The sequence below is a fragment of the Actinokineospora alba genome, assembly GCF_004362515.1.
GTDB lineage: Bacteria > Actinomycetota > Actinomycetes > Mycobacteriales > Pseudonocardiaceae > Actinokineospora > Actinokineospora alba.
Map to the genome: position 1 here is coordinate 424810 of NZ_SNXU01000001.1, position 16475 is coordinate 441284.

General features: G+C 70.9%; 13 protein-coding genes. 3 read left to right on the forward strand and 10 right to left on the reverse strand.

The features are described from left to right. Nucleotides 1-86: 86 nt before the first annotated feature. A complete protein-coding gene (locus tag C8E96_RS02000; RefSeq protein WP_091370380.1) occupies nucleotides 87-1136 on the reverse strand; it encodes a DUF1702 family protein in 1050 nt (349 codons plus the stop codon). A 289-nt stretch (nucleotides 1137-1425) separates the two neighbouring features. Between C8E96_RS02000 and C8E96_RS02005 the strand changes: the two genes are divergently transcribed. Further along, nucleotides 1426-7257, forward strand: coding sequence for a type I polyketide synthase (locus C8E96_RS02005; protein WP_091370379.1), 5832 nt, complete (start codon nucleotides 1426-1428; stop codon nucleotides 7255-7257). A gap of 9 nt (nucleotides 7258-7266) precedes the next feature. Further along, entirely contained in the window at nucleotides 7267-7725 is a 459-nt protein-coding gene (locus C8E96_RS02010; RefSeq protein ID WP_091370377.1) for an acyl-CoA thioesterase, read from the forward strand. Between the two features lie 281 nt (nucleotides 7726-8006). Here C8E96_RS02010 and C8E96_RS02015 read toward each other — a convergent pair whose 3' ends face one another. Then, a complete protein-coding gene (locus C8E96_RS02015) occupies nucleotides 8007-8291 on the reverse strand; it encodes a hypothetical protein (protein WP_091370375.1) in 285 nt (94 codons plus the stop codon). Nucleotides 8292-8310: 19 nt separating this feature from the next. Beyond that, complete coding sequence (locus C8E96_RS02020; protein ID WP_091370373.1) at nucleotides 8311-9111, reverse strand: winged helix-turn-helix transcriptional regulator; 801 nt, start codon at nucleotides 9109-9111, stop codon at nucleotides 8311-8313. A 246-nt stretch (nucleotides 9112-9357) separates the two neighbouring features. Between C8E96_RS02020 and C8E96_RS02025 the strand changes: the two genes are divergently transcribed. Continuing rightward, nucleotides 9358-10047 (forward strand): Rcat domain-containing protein, encoded by a 690-nt coding sequence (locus C8E96_RS02025; RefSeq protein ID WP_091370372.1) that lies wholly within the window; start codon nucleotides 9358-9360, stop codon nucleotides 10045-10047. Nucleotides 10048-10191: 144 nt separating this feature from the next. On the opposite strand, the gene C8E96_RS02030 is transcribed toward C8E96_RS02025, so the two are convergent. From C8E96_RS02030 to C8E96_RS02060, 7 genes are all read right to left on the reverse strand, one after another. Next, nucleotides 10192-11823, reverse strand: a complete 1632-nt coding sequence (locus C8E96_RS02030) for an FAD-dependent oxidoreductase (protein ID WP_091370370.1) — start codon at nucleotides 11821-11823, stop codon at nucleotides 10192-10194. Further along, a complete protein-coding gene (locus C8E96_RS02035) occupies nucleotides 11820-12350 on the reverse strand; it encodes a DUF5987 family protein (RefSeq protein ID WP_228769671.1) in 531 nt (176 codons plus the stop codon). The genes C8E96_RS02030 and C8E96_RS02035 overlap by 4 nt, the downstream gene beginning before the upstream one ends. A gap of 179 nt (nucleotides 12351-12529) precedes the next feature. Next, nucleotides 12530-13561, reverse strand: a complete 1032-nt coding sequence (locus C8E96_RS02040) for an NAD-dependent epimerase/dehydratase family protein (protein ID WP_091370368.1) — start codon at nucleotides 13559-13561, stop codon at nucleotides 12530-12532. Between the two features lie 36 nt (nucleotides 13562-13597). Further along, entirely contained in the window at nucleotides 13598-14065 is a 468-nt protein-coding gene (locus C8E96_RS02045; RefSeq protein ID WP_091371337.1) for a flavin reductase family protein, read from the reverse strand. A 92-nt stretch (nucleotides 14066-14157) separates the two neighbouring features. Continuing rightward, complete coding sequence (locus C8E96_RS02050; RefSeq protein WP_091370366.1) at nucleotides 14158-14628, reverse strand: acyl-CoA thioesterase; 471 nt, start codon at nucleotides 14626-14628, stop codon at nucleotides 14158-14160. Nucleotides 14629-14742: 114 nt separating this feature from the next. Then, on the reverse strand, nucleotides 14743-15165 hold the full coding sequence (locus C8E96_RS02055) for an SgcJ/EcaC family oxidoreductase (RefSeq protein ID WP_091370364.1): 423 nt from the start codon (nucleotides 15163-15165) through the stop codon (nucleotides 14743-14745). 31 nt (nucleotides 15166-15196) lie between these two features. Then, nucleotides 15197-16375, reverse strand: a complete 1179-nt coding sequence (locus C8E96_RS02060; RefSeq protein ID WP_407642594.1) for an acyl-CoA dehydrogenase family protein — start codon at nucleotides 16373-16375, stop codon at nucleotides 15197-15199. Between the last annotated feature and the right edge of the window lie 100 nt (nucleotides 16376-16475).

Genomic DNA, 16475 nt, shown 5'->3' on the forward strand with positions numbered 1-16475 from the left:
CGGTCACGTCAGTCCCCTAAACGTCGTCCAAACGGCGTCTTTGTTGCACGAATTAATGGTCACACGGCATTGCGATAAGCACGTCTTCACGCTTGCTGGGCGTCGCGTCGGCGCGGCTTGCGAGCCGGTCGACCATTCCGGCCGACCGCGGAAATCGTGGCCGCGGCGAAATGCGCACGAATTCGACTGCGCCACTGCTCGTAAAGTGGCACGGTGTCCCCGGTGTCGCCGGGCTCGGACTCGGTGCGGTCGGCGATCGCCACCGCGTCCGCCACCGAGACGCCCGCCAGGTGCTCGGCGGCCAGCGCCGAGTGCTCCGGCACGTGTCCGGCGAACTCCCGCGCCTTGATCGCGAAGACCACGCCGACGCCGAGCTGCGGCCGGTGCTCGCCCGCCAGCTCGCGCAGCCGCGCCAGGCCCTCGGCCGAGCAGCCGCCCGCGAACGTCGCGGCCAGCCCGACGCCGCTCCACAGGTCCGCCCGGCGCTCCTCGGCGAACCGGTCGACGGCGGCGGCGACGGCCGCCGGGTCGGCGCCGTTGATGAACCACAGCGCCCGCCCGATGCCCTGGTCCACCGCGCGCGGGAAGTACTCGGGCGAGCCCTCCCACGGGTAGGTCGGCGGCACCCGCTGCTCGTCGACGTAGCGGCTGGTGTGGAAGTAGGCGAGGTCGAAGCCGTAGCCGTCGACGGCCAGCCAGCTCATGGTCGGGTAGTACGGCGAGCCGGTCAGGTCCGGGATGATCTTGCGCCAGAGCGGGCGCGGCAGCCGCGCCATCGCGAACCCGATGCCGATGTAGGTGAGCAGCACGTGCGGCGCGCCCGGCCCGAGCAGCAGCTCGCGGGTGCGCTTGCCGCTGCCGCCCGCCATCGCGTCGCGGATGGCGAACGCCATCGCCGCGCCCTCGTAGGCGAACCCGCGCTGCTCGGGCTCGACGAGTTCGAGCCGACGCTCGACGTCCCACAGGTCGCGGCCCGCGATCCCCCACTCGAACCCGCACACCACCGCCTGTGGGATGGCTTCGAGCCGCTCGGTCGCGGGAACGCCCGCGCCGGGGAACCCGCGCTCGGCGAACGTGACGGCGGACAGTTTGGGCGCCAGTGCGTACTGGCGCAGCGAACCGAGAAATGATGGCATCGATTCCTCCGGAGCTGGTGGCATTCTTAGAGTCGGTCCGCAAATCGCCTCAGCGCATCTCCATCGGTGCGATGTCACCGGACCCCGGCCCTATTGGAGCACTATCGGAGCGGCCCCACGGCACAGAGGGAGATGGCACGGCCCACCCCCCTGTTGCACCCTTGACTAGGAAAATAGGAACCGTTTCGAGGACTTTCGTCGAACGCGGCTTCGACGCCGCGCCGAATGGCCCATGCCTAGAGGCGCGCCGATTCGAAACGAATGGTCGTCGAGGAATGGGCGGTACAGGTTGAGCTCCGAGCGAATTGCTATCGTCGGCATCGGACTTCGTTATCCCGACGCCGCTAGCACCGAGGATCTTTGGCAGAACGTCCTATCCGGACGTCGAGCGTTCCGCAGGCTGCCCGACGGGCGGATGAACCAGGCGGACTACTACTCGCCGGATCAGAACGCGCCGGACCGGTTCTACGCCAAGAAGGCGGCCGTGCTGCGCGACTTCGAGTTCGACCGGCTGAAGTACAAGGTCGCGGGCAGCACCTTCCGGTCGACCGACATGACGCACTGGCTGGCGCTGGACGTCGCCGCGACGGCACTGGCCGACGCGGGCTTCCCCGAGGCCGCCGGTCTGCCCAAGCAGGCCACCGGTGTCGTGTTCGGCAACAGCCTCACCGGCGAGTTCGCCCGCGCCAACCTGATGCGGCTGCGCTGGCCGTACGTGCGGCGCACCCTGGCCGCCGCGTTGGAGGCCAAGGGCTGGGACGCCGACGAGACCGGCGCCTTCCTGCGCGACCTCGAACCGGTCTACAAGGCGCCATTCCCGCCGATCGATGAGGACACGCTCGCGGGCGGGCTCGCCAACACCATCGCGGGCCGCATCTGCAACTACTTCGACCTCGGCGGCGGCGGCTACACCGTCGACGGCGCCTGCTCCTCCTCGCTCATCTCCATCGCCACCGCCGCCAACGCGCTGGCCAACGGGGACCTCGACGTCTGCCTCGCGGGCGGCGTCGACCTGTCCATCGACCCGTTCGAGGTCATCGGCTTCGCCAAGACCGGCGCGCTGGCCACCGGCGAGATGAAGATCTACGACAAGGACTCCAACGGTTTCTGGCCCGGCGAGGGCTCCGGCGTCGTCGTGCTGATGCGCGAGGAAGACGCCATCGCCCGCGACTTGCGGATCTACGCGTCGATCACCGGCTGGGGCATGTCGTCGGACGGCAAGGGCGGCATCACCCGCCCGGAGGCGGCGGGCCACCGGCTCGCCATCAGCCGCGCCTACGACCGCGCCGGGTACGGCCCGGAGACCGTCGCCTACTTCGAGGGCCACGGCACCGGCACCGCGCTCGGCGACGCGACCGAGCTCGAGGCGATCGGCTCGGCCCGGCGCAACTCCGACCCAGAGGCCCGCCCGGCGGCGATCAGCTCGATCAAGGGCAACTTCGGCCACACCAAGGCCGCCGCGGGTGTCGGCGGGCTGATCAAGGCGGCGCTGGCGGTGCACCACCAGGTCATCCCGCCCGCCACCGGCCACTACGACGCGCACCCGAAGCTCACCGGCGACGACCCGGCGCTCTACGTGCCGCGCGAAGCCGAGCTGTGGCCGACCGACCAGCCGATCCGAGCCGGCGTCTCGGCCATGGGCTTCGGCGGCATGAACACGCACATCGCGCTGCAGCAGGCGCCGGGCACCACCCGGCGCGCCGAGCTGCCCAGCGACACCGCGGCGCTGACCGCGAGCAGGCAGGACGCCGAGCTGCTGCTGCTCGACGCCGCCGACCACGCCGGGCTGCGCGAGCAGCTCGCCGGCCTGGCCGAACTGGTGCCCGCGATCTCGTTCGCCGAGGTCGCCGACCTGGCCGCCACGCTGGCCGGGCAGCTCTCCGGCGGGCGGGTGCGGGCCGCGATCGTGACGACCGGCCCGGACGACGCCGCCGCCAAGATCGACCGGCTGCTCGCCGCGCTCGACGAGGACGAGCCGAAGAGCCTGTTCGGCGCCGACGGCGTGTACCTCGACCACCGGCAGAACGCGCCGAAGATCGCCTACCTGTTCCCCGGACAGGGTTCCGGGCAGGGCGCGGTCGGCGCGATCCGCCGCCGCTTCGCCGAGGCCGAAGCCGTGTTCACCGCCGCGGGCGTGCCCACCGGTGGCGACCAGGTCGCCACCGAGGTGGCGCAGCCGCGCATCGTCGCCGGGTCCGTCGCGGCCCTGCGGGTGCTGCGGTCGCTGGGCGTCGACGCCGATGTCGCGGTCGGGCACAGCCTCGGCGAGCTGAGCGCGCTGGCCTGGGCGGGCGCCATCGGCGACGACGACGTGCTGGCACTGGCCAAGGCGCGCGGCGCGGTCATGGCCAACGCCAGCCAGGGCGGCGGCGCGATGGCGAGTCTCGCCACCACGCCGAGCCGGGCCGAGCAGCTCTTCGAGGACTCCCCGGTGGTGATCGCCGGATACAACGGGCCCAAGCAGACCGTCATCGCGGGCGACGCCGCCGCGGTGGACCGAGTCGTCGAGCGGGCGCGGTCGGCGGGCATCACCGCGAACCGGATCAACGTCTCGCACGCCTTCCACTCGCCGCTGGTGCAGCCCGCCTCCGACGCGATGACCGAGAAGCTCGCCGAGTTCACCTTCACCAGGCCGACGCGCGACCTGGTGTCCACGGTGACCGGTGACCTGCTCGACCCCGACACCGACCTGCGGGTGCTGCTGCGCGACCAGGTCGTGTTCCCGGTCCGCTTCCACGAGGCGGCCGCGAAGGCCGCCGCGGGCGCCGACCTCGCGGTCGAAATCGGTCCCGGCCGGGTGCTGGCGGGGCTGCTGCGCGACATCGCGCAGGACACGCCGGTGCTGTCGGTCGACACCGACAGCCAGTCGCTGAGCTCGCTGCTGTCCATCGTCGGGGCCGCGTTCGCACTCGGCGCCGAGGTGAACACCCAGGCGCTGTTCGCCGACCGGGTCGTGCGGCCGCTGCCGCTCGACGTCGAGTTCTCCTTCCTGGAGAGCCCGTGTGAGGCCGCCCCCGACCTCTCCGCCGGGTTGGCCCAGCTCGCCGCGGCGATCACCGTCGACGCGTCCGGGTCCGCTGCCGAGTCGGCCGGGAACACCGGTTCCGGCGAGGACGGCCCGTCCACGCTCGACCTGCTCCGCACGCTCGCCGCGGAACGCGTCGAACTCCCGCTGGAGACCGTGACCGCGGGCACCCACCCGCTCGACGACCTGCACCTGAGCTCGATCACCGTGGGGCAGATCGTCAACGACGTCACCCGCCAGCTCGGGCTGCCGACGCTGGAGGCGACGACCAACTTCGCCACCGTGACGCTGGGCGAGCTCGCCGAGCTGATCGACGGGCTGGCCGACTCCGCCCAAGGCGGGGACGCCGGCGGCAGCTCCGAGGTCGGCGGTGTCGGCCAGTGGGTGCGGCCGTTCTCGGTGGACTACCAGCCCGCCCGGGAACCGAGGGTCAAGGCTGGCACCGGCCCGGTGGGCACCTGGCAGATGTTCGCGCCGTCGGGCCACCCGCTGGCCGAGCGGCTGCGGGTCGCGCTCGCCGAGGCGGGCATCGGCGACGGTGTGCTGCTGTGCCTGCCCGACAGCGGCGAGCAGCACGTCGACCTGATCCTCAAGGCGGGCCAGGCGGCGGTCGAGTCGCCCGCCGACACCCGGTTCGTCGTGGTGCAGAACAAGTTCGGGGCCTCGGGCCTGGCCAGGACCGCGTTCCTGGAGGCGAACGGCGTGCCGACCACGATCGTCTCGCTGCCCGACCTCGCGCCGTCGACCGCGGCGGACGTGGACGAGGCGGTGCGCCGCGTGATCCTCGAAGCCACCGCCACCAAGGCGTTCAGCGAGGTCCGCTACACCGCCGAGGGGCAGCGGACGGCTCCGCTGCTGCACGTGCTGCAGCCGCCGGTCGAGGCGGGCACCGGCACCCCGCTCGACGGCTCCGACGTGCTGCTGGTCACCGGCGGCGCGAAGGGCATCACCGCGGAGTGTGCGCTGGCCATGGCCAAGGACTCCGGCGCCAAGCTCGCCCTGATCGGCCGCGACGACGTGGCCCAGGACGAGGAGATCTCGACCAACATCGCCCGGATGACCGCGGCGGGCATCGACGTGCAGTACGAGCGGGCCGACGTCACCGACGCCGCCCAGATCGCCCGGGCCGTGGCCGCCTTCGAGGCCAACCTGGGCCCGGTCACCGGTGTGCTGCACGGCGCGGGCCGAAACGAGCCGTCCGCGCTGGCGGGCCTGACCGAGGAGCGGTTCCAGCAGACGATCGCGGTCAAGATCGCCGGTCTGCGCGCCGTGCTCGACGCGGTGGGCGAGAACAACATCAAGCTGCTGATGACCTTCGGCAGCATCATCGGCCGCGCCGGGCTGCGCGGCGAGGCGCACTACTCGACCGCGAACGACTGGATGTCCGAGCTGACCGCCGACTTCCAGCTGGCGCACCCGAACGCGCGGGCGCTGGCGATGGAGTGGTCGGTCTGGTCGGGCGCCGGGATGGGCGAGCGGCTCGGTGTGGTCGAGGCACTGGTGCGCGACGGCATCACCCCGATCTCCGTCGAGGACGGCCTGAAGGTGCTGCGCCAGGTGCTGGCCGACCCGTCGGCCGGTCCGCTGGTGACGATCACCGGCCGGATGGGCGGGCTGCCGACGCTGCCCCTGGACATGAGCCAGGAGCTGCCGCTGGCGCGCTTCGTCGACCGGGTGATGGTCCACTACCCGGAGGTCGAGCTGGTCACCGAGGTGGAGCTGTCCGCGGGCAGCGACCCGTACCTGTCCGACCACGAGCTGGACGGCGACCTGCTGTTCCCCGCCGTGGTGGGCATGGAGGCGATGACCCAGGTCGCCACGGCCGTGCTCGGCCGGACCGGCGCGCCGATGTTCTCCGACGTCGAGTTCCTCCGGCCGATCGTGGTCCGGCCGGGCACTGCGACGACCGTCCGGCTGGCCGCGCTGGTCCGCGACGAGGAGACGGTGTCGGTGGCCATCCGGGCCGAGGACACCGGGTTCAGCGCCGACCACTTCCGGGCGACGCTGCGGCTGCCGCAGCCGGCCCTGCCCGACGACGGCCCGTCGCGGGAGGCCATGGCGCTGCCGCCGGTGCCGGTCGACCCGATCACCGAGCTCTACGGCGGGGTCATGTTCCAGGGCAAGCGGTTCCAGCGGCTCTCCGGCTACCGCCGGGCGAGTGCGCGGCACGCGGTGGCGGAGCTGTCCACCGCCTCGCCCGCGCCGTGGTTCGCCGCTTACCTGCCGCAGGACCGGGTGCTCGCCGACCCGGGCACCCGCGACGCGGTGATGCACTCGCTGCAGTGCTGCGTGCCCGACGCGACCCTGCTGCCGCAGGGGGTCGAGAAGCTGTACCTGTCGTCTCCCGAGGACCAGGACGTCGACTTCGTCGTCATGGACGCCAGGGAGCGGTCGCAGGACGGTGACAGCTACGTCTACGACATCGACGTGCTCTCCCCGTCCGGCAAGGTGGTCGAGCGCTGGGAAGGCCTGACGCTGCGGGCGGTCCGCAAGAAGGACAGCTCCGGACCGTGGGTGCCGTCCATGCTCGGGTCCTATGTGGAGCGTTCGCTGGAGCGGGTCCTCGGTGGCAGCCGCGCGGTCGTGGTCGAGCCGGACCCGATCGGCGACGGTCCTTCCGACCGCAGGGCGCAGACCCAACTCGCCGCAAGCCGTTCCGTCGGCGGGCCGGTGACGGTGCGGTACCGGCCCGACGGCAAGCCGGAACTGGACGGCGCCGCGATCACGGCCGCGCACGGGGCGGGCCTGAGCCTCGTGGTGACCGGGTCGGGCCGACTGGGCTGCGACGTCGAGGCGGTGGTGGAGCGCACGGAGCAGGACTGGGCCGGGCTGCTCGGCGACGGCCTCAGCCGGGTCCGCGACCTGGTGATGACCGAGGCAGGCGAGGACGCCGACGTGGCGAGCACTCGGGTGTGGACGGCGCTGGAGTGCCTGCGCAAGACCGGCACGACGACGCGGGACCTCACCGTCGACCGGGTCGAGTCCGATGGCTGGATCGTGCTCGCCGCGGGCGACGCGAAGATCGCGACCTGGGTGACCACGGTCAACGACCTGCCCACCCCGGTGGCGTTCGCGGTCCTATCCGGAGAGGAGTGACGGGAAGCCATGGCTGGGTACTACGAGCTCAGGCATCGAGTCGGCTTCGAGGAGACGAACTTCGTCGGCAACGTGTACTACGTCAACTATCTTCGTTGGCAGGGACACTGCCGGGAGAACTTCCTCACCGAGGAGGCGCCCGGTGTGCTGGCCGAGATCATGGACGACGACCTGAAGTTGTTCACCCTCATGGCTGAGGCCGAGTTCTTCGCCGAGATCACCGCGTTCGACGAGCTGTCGGTGCGGATGCGGCTCGACGAGCTCACCCAGACCCAGATCCTGTTCAGCTTCGACTACGTCCACCTCAAGGACGGCAAGGAAAGCCTCGTGGCCAAGGGCAAGCAGCGGATCGCGTGCATGCGCGGCCCGAACAACGACACGGTGCCCACCCGGGTACCTGCCGAACTGCGCGAGGCCCTGGCCCCGTACGCCGTCGCCCAACCCCAACGCAAACCCACCCCCGCCTAACCCCCACCGAAAGGCGCGTTCGGGCCCCGCCCGAACGCGCCTTTCGCCATGCCCACCCCACACCGCGAGTCGCCCCTCCAGGCAAACAAGTCGCCCCTTCCAGCAAACGAGTTCCCCCTTCCTGCAAGCGAGTTCCCCCTCCAGGCAAACGAGTTCCCCCGTCACGCAAGCGAATCGCCCCTGCAACCAAGCGAGTCGCCCCGCTCGGGCTCGTGAATGTCGAATTCACTTGCCGGGCGGGGCGACTCGTTTGCCTGGAGGGGCGACTCGCGATGTGGGGGTTAGGCGGCTAGGGGGGTGGGGTGGGCTTGGGGGTGGAACAGGTGGGTGAACCAGGTGAGGAGTTCGGGTGGGCCGGTGAGGGTGAGCGGGGACTGCAGGGTGGGGCCCGCGGCGATCACGGCGTCGGCGTCGGAGGTCGGGCCCGGGTACAGGGCCAGGTCGCCGTGGTCGATGTGGGCGTGCACGACGACGCCCGCGGCGTGCACCTCGAAGCACACCTGGACGTCGAGTGCGTCGGCCTGGAAGGCCGATCGCAGCATCGCCATCACCGAGTCCTCGGTCATGAAGTCCTCCGGACCGGCATCAGATCGAGGAGCGCTGCGGCGCGTCCTGGTACGGCAGCGCGAACATCGAGGCGAACGTGTGCAGCGCGTCCGGGTCGCCGCTCAGCTTGACGGTGCCGGTGGCGATCGCGTCGTCGACGGTCATCTCCCGGGTCAGCACGTCCTTGAAGGTGGGACCGGGTTCGATCTTCGGCGCGCCGAGCAGCGGGCCGCGGCCCACCTCGAGCTGCCCGTCCTCGATGACGATGTGGATGACCACCTCGCCGAAGTGCAGCTGGAACCGGGCGGACCGGCCCGCCGCCGCCTCGGGGAGGAACGTCGTCCGCATCGACACCATCATCGAGTCCTCGGTGACGATGTCCTCGGGGCGGGGCGCGGTCAGCATCGCCGAGCCCCAGCGGCCGAACGACAGCAGGATCTCCTCCAGCCCGCGCCCGTACTCGGTCAGCTGGTACTGGTCGGCGCCTTCCCCGTCGGTGGTCTCGGACCGCTCGATGATGCCGACGAAGGCCATCTCCTTGATCCGCATGGCCAGCAGGTTCATCGGCACGCCGGGCAGTCCCTCGTGCAGTTCCGCGGTGGACTTGGGGTTCACGAGAAGGTCGCGGACCACCAGCATCCCCCACCGCTCGCCCACCGCCTCGATGGCGCGGGCCAGGCCGCAGTACTGCCCGTAAGACGCCCGGGAGACGCCCTGGAGCGCCGACACCACCGAGTCGAGCCCGCCCGGATCCGACGTGCTCGTGCTGAGCGAGAAACTGTCACCGGTGATCGTCAGACCATCCTCGTCCATGACCACTTTCCAGGCGGACTCGGTCATCGTCAGCGTCCAATCTCCTCAGCCGTACCGGGCGTTCTACCAGGCAGTGACGCCACACCAGGGCGGGGTCGCGCCTCTGGGGTCCATGGTCCGGCTGATGGGGACCGAGACGCATCTCCGGGTATGCGCAGCGGATCGCACGCCGCCGGTTCCCGACTGATCTCGCCGATCTGGGCTAAGGGGTCGACTCTCCCACTAGCCTCGGGGGGCGGACCGCCAACCGAGCACGGACTGGGAGTGATCGTCATGGTGCGACATGAGGGCCACCCGGACGACAGCGGGCACGAGGGCCAGCCGACCTGCCGCAGCAGGCGGCACGAGCCCGGCATGGCCCCCCAGCTCGCCGCTGGGCTGGGCATCTGCCCGTCCTGCCGGGATCTCACCGAGAAGACGCTGATCGAGCTCCCGGCGCTGTTCGAGCTGTGCGCCGACGCCATCGAGCCGCGGCCGAACGAGACGCCGGAGCGGGTCGGCGGGCACCGGCCGAGCGGCGTCGTGCGGGACGCGGGAGTCTCGGTGCGGTCGGACATTCTGGGCGTGCTGGCGGCCTGGAGCGGCGTGGTGACCGTCGAGCGGGGCGTGGCGGGCCCGGACGAGCTCGCGATCCGCAAGCTGGTGGGCTTCCTGGCCATCCACGTGCACTGGCTGTGCAGCCACCCGAGAGCGGCCGACTTCGCCGACGAGGTGACCGGCCTCGCCGACTCCGTGAACGAGGCGATGCGGCCCGACGCGGGGTTCCGGGTGGCCGAGGGAGCCTGCCCGCATCCCGGCTGCGACCAGACCGTCTACGCCGAGGCACAGCGGGAGGGCGCCGAGCCCTACGAGGTCAGCTGCGGGGCCGGGCACGTGTGGGCCCCCCGGCACTGGCTGGCCCTGCGCGCCGAGCAGAACGGACCCGGCGGCGGCCCGTCACCGTCCGCCGAGGGCGCCGAATAACGTTCGAGACCGACAAGGAATCGCCCACCCGGCGGTCCAACGCCGGGTGGGCGATTGAATGTCGAACTCATTCGCCTGGAGGGGCGACTCATTCGCCTGGAGGGGCGACTCGTTTGCCTGGAGGGGCGACTCGCGGGGTCTCGGTCAGGCGGCGGGGCGGGCCACGCTGGTGGAGATCGACTTGGGCAGCGGGGCGCCGTAGGTGACGTCGACGCCGCGTTCCCGCGCCGCCTTGACGATGCCCGGGATCGCCCGCTCGGCGAGCGCGGCGATGGTGAGCGCGGGGTTGACGGTGATCCCGCAGGGCACCGCCGAGCCGTCGGTCACGAAGATGCCGGGGTGCCCGCGCAGCTCGTGCCGGTCGTCCAGCGCCGAGGTGGCCGGGTCGTCACCGATGCGGCACGAGGAAAGCGGGTGCACCGTGTACGCGCCGACCACGTCGTTGGTCCACGGCATGACCTTGGCCAGCCCGTCCTTCTCCAGGATCTCCTTGACCTTGGCGTCGGCCAGTTCCCACCCGCGCCGCGTGTTGGGCGTCGGGTCGTAGCTCAGCGGTCCGCGGGCCAGCATCTGCTGGGAGATGCGGTAGGCGTTGCCGGTCGGCGGCGGCGGGCCGAACACGCCCTCGTTGTCGTCCTCGGTCATCAGGAAGATCGTGAGCCACGACTTCCACTGCTTGAGGATCTCCTTCTTCTCCTTGCCGAACCAGCTGGGGCCGGTAGCGCCCGGCGCCTGGGCCAAGATGGTGCCGAGCCCCGGCGGGAAGTAGAGCTGCTCCATCGAGAAGCGCTCGTACTCGGGCAGCGCGGAGTCGACGAAGTCCCAGCACGCCACGACCGGGCCCTTGCCGATCTGGTTGGCCTCGTACGCCTTTCCGTTGGGGCGCTGCAGACCGAGCACCTCGGCGACGCGCTCCTCGTTGATGATCGCGGTGTTGAGCCGCTCGCCGTTGCCGGAGAAGTAGCGCCCGACGGCGTGCGGCATCGCGCCGAGGGTGTCCTCGGAACGCTGCAGGATCGGCGGCGTCGCGCCCGCGCCCGCGGCCAGGATGACGATCTTGGCTTCGATCTGGCCGGAGCCGGTCGTGATCCGGTAGTCCTCTTCGTCGATGTGGTTGTAGTGCACGCGGTAGCCGCCGTCTTCGGTGCGCGAGAGCTTCTGGACCTCGTGCAGCGGACGGATCTCGGCGCCGTGCTCCATCGCGGCGGGAAGGTAGTTCATCAGCAGCGACTTCTTGGCGTCGAAGCGGCAGCCCGCCATCATCCAGTTGCAGTTGGTGCACTTCTTCGCGTCGACGCCGACCGGCACCGGGTTGGCGGTGTGTCCACTGTGGTCACACGCCGCCGCCCACAGGCCGCCCGCGTACGTGACGTCGTTCCAGTCCTGCTGGGTCACCGGCAGCACTTCCGACACCCGGTCGTACCACGGGTCGAGGGTCTTGCGGCTGATCGACGCCGGCCACATCCGGCGGCCGATCGAGCCGTGCCGCTCGAAGACGTACTTCGGCGCGCGGGGCAGGGCGGCGAAGTACACCACCGAGCCGCCGCCGACGCAGTTGCCGCCGAGCACGCTCATCCCGTCGCCCGCGACGAAGTCGAAGACCTTGGTGTAGGAGGAACCCAGGAGGTAGTCGTGGTCGAAGTCCTTGCCGGACAACCAGGGGCCGCGCTCGAGCACGGTGACCTTGGCGCCGCCCGCGGCGAGGTGGTAGGCGGCGATCGACCCGCCGAACCCGCTGCCGACGATCAGGACGTCGGTCTTCTCGATCGCGGTCATTCAGGGCTCCCGGATTCGGTCGTGTTCGGGTGACGCTTGGCCAGTTCCCGGCCGTAGCTGAAGTCGGCGAACCGCCACAGGCCGTCGGCCTCCGGTTCGGCGAACCCCATGGCGAGCAGGCCGGGGTGGCCCTCGGCGATCGCCTCCGCGGTGTGGCGGTGCGCGGCGCTGTCGTAGGCCATGTTGGAGAACATGGTGAGCAGCACCCAGCCGTCGCGCTCCGGGTTGCCCCACGCGGTCAGCTCAAGGACCAGCGCGGCGCGGTGGTCGTAGTCGAGCGCGACGAACGCGGGCAGCTCGGGGTCGAGGGTCAGCCCCACGCGCTCGGCGTAGTCGGCCGCGCGCTGGTTCAGCATCCCCGACAGCGGCACCAGGCCCGCGGTGACGCCGGTCGCGGGGTCGCCGAGCAGTTCCATCGCTCCCGCCTCGACCGCGCCCGGGTCGTCGCACACGCCCGCGATCGCGTGGTCGGTCGGGAAACGCTTGGCGCCGGGGACGATCGTGTCCGCGAATGCCTCGAGCGTCATCGTCTGAACGTCGTCCAACATGTCCGGGGTCGCCACCGAGCCTCCAAGCGCATCGCCGAAATGGGCGGTCGAACCATCGAGCCAATTGTTCACAGCTTTGCGACGGGTCGACATCTCCGCCGTTGCTTCGTTCGAAAACCCTTACCGCACAACAGTTTTACGGTTCAGAACTGTGGCGATCAAGACACCGTGGAACGCGCCGTCACGCCCGCCGCACGGTCGGAGAGGTGACCGCCGCGGTGCAGCCAGCGCACGGTGTCGGCGAACGTCTCGGCCACCGGCCGAGCCGCGATCCCGTTGGTGGCAGCATGTTCGTCGATCCGCACCGCGCAGGCGCACGTGTAGATCGCGCCGTACTCGGCCGGGATGTGCCATGGACACACGCGCTGCGCCAGGGTGGCGAGCAGGCCGACCGGCAGCATGGCGCGGGCGGGAAGATAGACCGTCGGCAGCGCCCGCCCGGTGACCGCGCGCAGCGTCCGCACGTACTCCCGAGTGCTCAGGTAGTGCCCGGGGCCGAAGTATCGGTTCGCCGCCAGGTCCGCCGGGCCGAGCAGGGCCGCGTGCAGCGCCGCGGTGTCGCGCACGTCGCCGACCGGCAGTCCGCCCAGCGGCCACATCGGCATCCGGCCACGCAAAGTGTTGCGCAGCCGGGTGGCCTGGTCCCCCAGCTTCGGGTCGTGCGGGCCGAGCAGGGCGGGCGGGTAGGTGATCACCACCGGCGCCCCCGCGGCCTGCTGCCCGCGGGCGACGACCTCGGCGGCCGCCTTGGTCGCCAGGTACGCCTCGCGGGGGCGGCCGACCGGTGAGTCCGGACCGATCACCCGTCCCCGGGCGGGCAACAGCGCGCCGAAACTCGACACGTACACGGTCCGGCCGACGCCCGCCCGACGCGCGGCGTCGAGCACCAGCTCGGTGCCCGCCACGTTGGTGGCGCGCATCGCGTCGTGCCGACGGCTGTCGAAGGAGTAGACCGAGGCCGCGTGCAGCACCACGTCGGCGCCACGCACCAGCCGGCTGACCCGCGCCCGGTCGAGCACGTCCCCCACGACGACCTCGATCCCGGCCGCGGACAGACCGAGCGGGGCCAGCCCGCGTTCCACTGTGGACTCGTCGCGGGCCAGCAGCCGGACCCGGTGGCCCGCCTCGAGGATCGCGGCGACCGTGTGGACGCCGACGAATCCGGTGCCGCCGGTGACACTCACCAACATGGGAGACCTTCGTTCGTCAGGACCACTCGGGCATGGTCAGGCGCTGCGCGACGAGGGCATCCCCTGGTGGAAACCGCCCGCAAAGAAGAGCAGCGCCTCACCTTCGCGACGGGCCGCGTCGAGCACGGTGCCGACGAAGATCGAGTGGTCGCCGCCGTGGTAGACCCCGGCCAGCTCGCATTCCAGCCAGGCAAGGGAACCGGACAGCAGCGGCGCGCCGCTGTGCCGCGCCGGGAACCAGTCGACCTGGTCGAACTGCGCCTGCCCGCGCGGCCTGCCCTTGCTGGCGAAGTACCGCGCCAGATCCTCCTGCTCCGCGCTCAGGACGCTCACCCCGAAGTGCCGGGTGCGCAGGATCGCCTCGTGCATCTGCGCGGTGCGGGCGATGCAGCACAGCACCATCGGCGGCTCCAGCGACACCGAGCTGAAGGCGTTCGCCGTCATGCCGTGCCCGTGGTCCCCCGCCGCGGTGAGCACGGTGATCCCGGTGGCGAAGCTGGACATCACCTCCCGCAGCACCTTCGGCGACGCCGTCGGCGGCAGCTCCGGTGAGGGCAGCTCCGACGACGGCAGTGGCGTCAGGTGGCGTTCAGCGGTCACATCGACCTCCCCGTCGTCTGCCTGGCGGGCTCGGCCGCGGCCGAGGTGTAGGGGGCCAGCGCCTCGAGCAGCTGGGCGGGCACCCGGGTCGGCACGGTGGCGTTGTTGGGTCCGCGCATGCACGCGATCCGCTGCTCCCCGCGCGCGACCAGGCTTTCCTGGCCGTCCTTGATCTGCACGTAGTCGAAGCTGAAGACGATCTGGGTCTGGGTCAGCTCGTCGAGCCGCATCCGCACCGACAGCTCGTCGAACGCCGTGATCTCGGCGAAGAACTCACAGCTGGCCTTGAGCGTGAACAGCTTCAGGTCGTCGTCCATGATCTCGGCCAGCACCTCCGGCGCCTCCTCGATCAGGAACCGCTCCCGGCAGTGCCCCTGCCAGCGCAGGTAGTTGACGTAGTAGACGTTCCCGACGAAGTTGGTCTCCTCGAACCCGACCTGGTGCCGCATCTCGTAGTACCCAGTCATATGTCAGTCAACTCCTCTTCCGGTGGCACGGGTGGCCCACACCACGAGACGGCCATGACCGGATGGGCCGTCGTCCGCGCGGGCGGACAACGGCCCATACCTCGACCAAGAAGGTCAGGCGGCGCGCTTGGCGGTCTCGTACACGTCGTGGCGCGGGGTGTTCTGGTACGCCGCCAGCCGCCACTCGCCCTCGCGGCGGACCACCAGCCAGGACGCGCGGATCGCACCGGCCTCGGAGACCTCGGTCTCGCCCGCCTCGAGGACCCCGCCGTGGCTCAGCAGGATCGCCGCGTCCGGGCCCAGGGGGCGGATGCTGATCGGCTTGCCGGTCACCTGGGTGCCCTTGTACTTGCCCTCGAACGCCTTCGTGAAGTAGTCGCGGACCTCCTCACGGCCGTTGCAGAACGTGCCCGCGAGGATCAGGGTGCCGTCTTCGACGAACAGGTTGGCGATGGTGTCCGCGTCCCCGTAGGCCCACCCGGCCACCATCTTCTGGGTCAGGGCGGCGATCGCGGCGGCGTCGGAATCGAAGCTCATGCTGGTCTTCCCTTCTGGTGGTCGAACCGGGTCAGATGTAGAGCGTGTTGGGCTCGAGGCCACACAGCACCCGGCCGTAGAGCTCGGTGTTGGTGTTCGGGTGCATCAGGGCGTGCTGGTTGACCGCCTGGATGTCGCGGTTGATCCGCTGAATCGGGATGCCGCTGTAGATCGACGATCCGCCGCTGGCGGTGGCGAAGATGTCCACCGCCTCCTTGGCCAGCCGGACCGTGGCGCCGACATCGGCGCGCGACTGGGCGCGCTCCTCGAGCTTCCACTCGGTGCCCTCGGCGGCCTTGGTGTCGACCAGGTTCGCCAGGCGGTGCGCGTGGAACTCGGCCTCGTCGACCTTCATCGTCGCCTCGGCCATCTGGAAGTGCGTGATCGGCGCTTCGCGCTGGCTGTCGTAGGCGGTGTAGGTGATCTTGCGGTCGGACAGCCGGTTGAGGAACGCCTGCTGCGCGCCCTTCGCCATGCCGACGATGGTCCCGACCGAGGCCGCGGACGCGATCGGCAGCAGCGGCGAGCGGTACAGCGGCGAGTTCGCGTTGCGCTGGGAGGCGATCTGGCCCTGCAGGACGGCGGGCAGCGGCAGGATCCGCTCCTGCGGGATGAACAGGTCCTTCGCCACCGTGCTGACGCTGCCGGTGCCGCGCAGACCCGAGGTGTGCCAGTCGTCGACGATCAGCAGGTCCGACATCGGCACCAGGGCCATGACCGGGTACGGCTGGCCGTCCGGCGGGACCAGGATCGCGATGACCTCCTGCCAGTGCGCGTGGTGCGCGCCGCTGATGAAGCCCCACTTGCCGTTGACGATGATGCCGCCGTCGGTCGGGGCGGCCATCGCCGACGGGCTCAGCGTCCCGCACACCCGCACGTCCGGGGTGGCGAACACCTCGTCCTGCACCTCATCCGGGAACTGGCAGGCCATCCAGGTCGGGATCCAGTACACCGACGTGACCCAGGAGGTGGATCCGCAGCCCTGGCCGAGCACGGCGCCGACGTCGGCCAGCGTCCGGCTGTCCACTTCGTATCCGCCGTAGTGCTTGGGCCGCCGGAACTTGAACACACCGGCGTCGGCGAGCGCCTCGATCGTCTCGTCGTGCAGCCTGCGGTTCTCCTCGACCCAGTTCGCGTGCTTGCGCAGCAGCGGGGTCAGTTCCGACGCCTTGCGCACGAGTTCCTCGCGCGCTGGGATCGTGGTGGCCAAGATTTCCTCCAACCAACGGAAAAACCGGACGGAACGAGCACCAAGTCGCGCGAGGCCGCCCGGATGCTCTCGTTCGAGACTGCCTGCTCGGGTGGTGCCC

Coding starts and splice junctions, on each gene's coding strand:
- C8E96_RS02030 (WP_091370370.1), bottom strand. CDS start 11,823: ATGACCGCGATCGAGAAGACCGACGTCCTGATCGTCGGCAGCGGGTTC.
- C8E96_RS02010 (WP_091370377.1), top strand. CDS start 7,267: ATGGCTGGGTACTACGAGCTCAGGCATCGAGTCGGCTTCGAGGAGACG.
- C8E96_RS02040 (WP_091370368.1), bottom strand. CDS start 13,561: ATGTTGGTGAGTGTCACCGGCGGCACCGGATTCGTCGGCGTCCACACG.
- C8E96_RS02000 (WP_091370380.1), bottom strand. CDS start 1,136: ATGCCATCATTTCTCGGTTCGCTGCGCCAGTACGCACTGGCGCCCAAA.
- C8E96_RS02015 (WP_091370375.1), bottom strand. CDS start 8,291: ATGACCGAGGACTCGGTGATGGCGATGCTGCGATCGGCCTTCCAGGCC.
- C8E96_RS02050 (WP_091370366.1), bottom strand. CDS start 14,628: ATGACTGGGTACTACGAGATGCGGCACCAGGTCGGGTTCGAGGAGACC.
- C8E96_RS02035 (WP_228769671.1), bottom strand. CDS start 12,350: ATGACGCTCGAGGCATTCGCGGACACGATCGTCCCCGGCGCCAAGCGT.
- C8E96_RS02055 (WP_091370364.1), bottom strand. CDS start 15,165: ATGAGCTTCGATTCCGACGCCGCCGCGATCGCCGCCCTGACCCAGAAG.
- C8E96_RS02025 (WP_091370372.1), top strand. CDS start 9,358: ATGGTGCGACATGAGGGCCACCCGGACGACAGCGGGCACGAGGGCCAG.
- C8E96_RS02020 (WP_091370373.1), bottom strand. CDS start 9,111: ATGACCGAGTCCGCCTGGAAAGTGGTCATGGACGAGGATGGTCTGACG.
- C8E96_RS02045 (WP_091371337.1), bottom strand. CDS start 14,065: ATGTCCAGCTTCGCCACCGGGATCACCGTGCTCACCGCGGCGGGGGAC.